Origin of the sequence: Streptomyces sp. UNOB3_S3 (assembly GCF_020740895.1) — a bacterium.
In the GTDB taxonomy this organism is placed as follows: domain Bacteria; phylum Actinomycetota; class Actinomycetes; order Streptomycetales; family Streptomycetaceae; genus Streptomyces.
The window spans coordinates 1-4092 of record NZ_JAILXP010000504.1; the positions used below are offsets into that span (position 1 = coordinate 1).

Consider the following 4092-nt stretch of genomic DNA (forward strand, 5'->3'; position numbering starts at 1 on the left):
CCAGGTCCTCCACGGCCTGTACCGCCTCGCCGGCAACCTGATGACGGACCGTCCGCTCACCCTCGTCCTGGACGACGCCCACCACGCCGACGAACACTCCCTGCGCTGGCTCGACTTCCTGCTGCGCCGCGCCGAGCACCACCTGCCGCTGCTGGTCGTCCTCGCCCACCGCCCCGAAGCGGAACCCGCCTCCGGGGCCGCCTTGGCCGCCCTCGGGGCGTCCCACCGGACCACGCTCCTCCCGCTCGGCCCCCTGGCCGAAGCGGAATCCGCCGAGCTCGCCCGGCGGATCCTCGGCACCCCCGTCACCCCGGCCTTCGCCGGGCGCATCGCGGCGACCTCCGGCGGCAACCCCCGCACCCTCACCCACGCCCTGCGCACCCTGCGCGCCGAGGGCGCCGCGCCCGACGAGCGCGGCACGCGCCGCGCCGCCGAACTCTGCGCCGCCCTCACCGCCACGACCACCCGCCGGCGGCTCGGCCACCAGCCCGGCTGGGTCCGCGACGTCGCCACGGCCGTCGCCGTCCTCGGCGAGGACGAACCGCAGCGCGTCGCCGCCCTCGCCGGGGTGACCACCGCCCTCGTCGAGGACGCCCTGACCGCGCTGCGCCGCGCCGGCCTCGCCGCCCTCGGCAGCGCCGTCCTCGTGGACGCCGCCACCCGCGCCGCCGTCCTCGCCACGCTCACCGAACCGGAGCTCGCCGCGCTGCGCACCCGCGCCGTCCTGCTGCTCAGCGACGCGGGCCGCCCCGCCGAGGAGATCGCCGAACACGTGCTGCGGCTGCCCGGCCCCGTACCGCCCTGGATGGCCTCCGCCCTGCGGGACGCCGCCGCGCGCGCCGCCGCCCGGGGCGCCCACAAGACGGCGGCCCGCTACCTCCACGCCGTGCTCCGGGCGGAACCGGACGACCTGTCCGCCCGCACCGAACTGGCCCGGGCGCTCGCCGAGATCAACCCCGAGGAGGCCCTGCCGCTGATCGAGGAGGCGCTCGCGCTGCGCACCGACCCGCGCACGAAGGCGGCCCTCGCCGCCCAGTACGGGCTGACCTGCCTGGCCCTGCGCCGCGTCCCCGACGCCGTCCGGGTCCTCGGCGAGGCCGTGGCCGTCTTCGAGGCCGGGACCGGGCCCGGCGCCGGACCCGCCGACCGCGAGCTGGCCACGCTCCTGGAGTCGGTCCTGCTGCTCGCCGGGACCGTCCGGCGGGAGACGATCGCCGCCGTCCGCGACCGCGCCGCCCGGATGACGCTGCCCCACGGCGACACCCCCGCCCAGCGGCAGAAGGCGGCCATGATGAGCATCCTGACCGCCCTCGACGGCCGCTCGGCGGCGCGCACGGTCCTCCAGGCCCGCCGGGCCCTGCGCTCCCCGGCCGCCGAGTCCGGCGGCTGGGCCGCCTTCGCCGCGGCCTTCCCGCTCGCGCTCGCCGACGAGGTCGACGACGCACTCAGCGCCCTGGACCGCGTTCTGACCCAGGGTCAGGAATACGGCGAGGCCCGTGTGTACACCCTCGCCCTGGCCGCCCGCTCGCTCGTGCTCCACGGCATCGGCGCGGTCCCCGACGCGCTCGCCGACGCCCGCACCGCCATGGGCCTGATGGCGGAGGAGGCCCAGTGCGCCGAGCTGACGATGGCTCATATCGTCCTGGCCACCGCCCTGGTCGACCACGCCGAGCCCCGGCGGGCCGAGGAGGCCCTCGCCCGGATCGAGCCGCGGGACCTGGACGGTCATGTGCTGGAGCAGCCCGCCTACCTGCTGGCCCGGGCCCGCGCCCGGCGGGCGCTCGGCGACCCGGAGGGCGCCGTCGCGCTCCTCCTCGCCTGCGGCGACGCCCTGGCGGCCGCGGGCGTCGCCAACGCCGTCCTCCACCCCTGGTGGGTGCACGCCGTCCGCCAGCTGACCGCCCTGGGCCGGACCGGCGAGGCCCGGGAGCTCGCCGAGCGCTGGACCGGCCCCGCCCGGGCCTGGGGCACCCCGCGCGCCCTCGGACTCGCCGCCCACGCCCGGGCCGTGACCACCCCCGGGCCCGAAGGCGTCGTCCTCCACACCGAGGCGGTGGCGTGGCTGGCCGGCTCCCCGGCCCGCGCCGAACACGCCCGCGCCGAGTACTACCTGGGCCGGGCCCTGCTCGCGGCCGGCGACCAGCCCGCCGCCCGCGAACACCTGCGCACCGCCGTCGGCCTGGCCCGGCAGTGCGGGGCCCTCGCGCTCGCCGAGGCCGCCCGCGGCGGGCTCGTGACCGCCGGCGGACGCATGCGCAAGGCCACCGGGTCCCGCACCGACCTGCTCACCCGCACCGAGCGCAAGGTCGCCGCCCTCGCCCGCGCCGGGGCGAGCAACCGCGAGATAGCCGAAGCGCTGTTCGTCACCGTGCGGACCGTGGAGATGCACCTCACCGGCGTGTACCGCAAGCTCGGGGTCGGCGACCGGGCCGCCCTGGCCTCGGCGCTGCCCCCCGACGGCCCGCCGGAACCCCCCGCCGGAATGCCCTCGGTGGCGTACGGGAGGCCCGTCCGTGCCGCTCGTTGACCCCCTCCTGGCGCACTGCGGCCGGGCCCGGGGGCGGCTGACCTCGGCACTGACACGCCTGGAGCGGGGCGGCTCCGCCGTCGTCGTCGTGACCGGCCCCCCGGGCCACGGCCAGCACGCCCTGCTGCGCTGGGCCGCGTCCGCCGCCGAGGCACGCGGCCTCCAAGTGCTGACCGCCCGCGCCACCGCGGCCGCCGCCACGGCCCCGCACGCCCTGACCACCGGGCTCCTGGCGAGCCGCACGACGCCCGACGGGCGGGACGAGCCGGTGCCGGTCCCCGGCGAGGAGCGGTACGAGCCGCTGGCGGCGCCCGGTGACAGCCCGGACACGATGCCGGTGGTTCCCGGCGAAGGCGTGGATGAGCTGTCGCCCGCCCACGGCGAGGGCCGGTACGGGCTGCCGTCGGCTCCTGGTGACGGCCCGGGTGGACCGCTGCCGGTTCCCGGCGAGGGCACGGACAGGCTGCTGTCGGCTTCCGGCCGTGGCCGGTACGGCCTGCCGCCCGTCCCCGGCGAGGGCCGCGGCGAGTCGCTGCCGACCCCTGCCCCTGACCGGGGCGGGCCAGGGGCGGCGCCCGGCGCGGAACCGGCCGCGCTGCTCGCGGCCCTCTACGCGCGTCCCACCCTGCTCGTCGTCGAGGACGTGCTCCGGGCCGATCCCGACTCCGCGCGCCTGCTGGCCGCCCTCGCCGAGCAGCCGCAGGGAGCCACCCCGCTCGTGCTGCTGATGAGCACCCACGGCACCCCGCCCCGGCTCCCCGATGCCCTCGCCCGGATGGGCGTCCGGCTCCCCGACGCCCTCGCCCGGACGGTCGGCGGTGGCGGTGCCACCGCGCTCGTCCTCCCGCCGGTGGACGAACGCGGCGCCGCCGCCATGGCGGCCGCCGTCTGCGGCGGCGGCACGCCCGCCGACGACCGGTTCGCCCAGGCCGCCGTCGAAGCCACCGGGGGCAACCCCGCGATACTGGAGGACGCGCTGCGCCGCCTGGCCCAGCGCGGCCACCCTCCCGTCGCCGCGTACATCCCCCACCTCCGGGAACTGGCCGCCGCGGCCGCCACCGACCACGTCACGCGCGTCGTGCGCACCCTCCGTCCCGCCGAACGCACCGCCCTGCGCGCCCTCGCCGCCGCCCGCGGCGTCCTGGACCTCTCCGCTCTCCACCGCCTCGCCGGCACCCGGCCCGGGGACGAACCCGACCTGTGGACCGCCCTGGAGGCCACCGGGCTCGTCACTCCCGGCCGGCCACTGCCCGGCGTCGATCCCGCCACCAGGACCCGGATCCTCGCGGACATGCCCGCCCGCGAACGAGCCGCCCTGTGCGAGCGCGCCGCCGAACTCGCCCACCGCGCGGGAACGAACGGCGAGAACCTCGCCGCACTCCTCCTGGACACCCCGCCGACCGGCCGCGACTGGGTCGTGCCCGCCCTGCGCCACGCCCACGCGACGGCTGTGCGCCGCGAGGACCACCCCCACGCGGCCGCCTGCCTCCGCCGCGCCCTCGCCGAACCCCTGGACCCCGCGGAACGCGCCCAGCTGGAGCTGGAGCTGGCCGCCACCGAGGCCC

The 4092-nt window shown here is 79.1% G+C and carries 2 protein-coding genes; both read left to right on the plus strand.

The features are described 5' to 3' along the window. Window positions 1-2527 (plus strand): helix-turn-helix transcriptional regulator (locus tag K6I33_RS32585; RefSeq protein WP_229358221.1); only part of this gene is annotated, 2527 nt, incomplete at its 5' end. Further along, a partial coding sequence (locus tag K6I33_RS32590) for an AAA family ATPase (protein ID WP_374286429.1) occupies window positions 2514-4092 on the plus strand: 1579 nt, incomplete at its 3' end. The genes K6I33_RS32585 and K6I33_RS32590, both read left to right, overlap by 14 nt.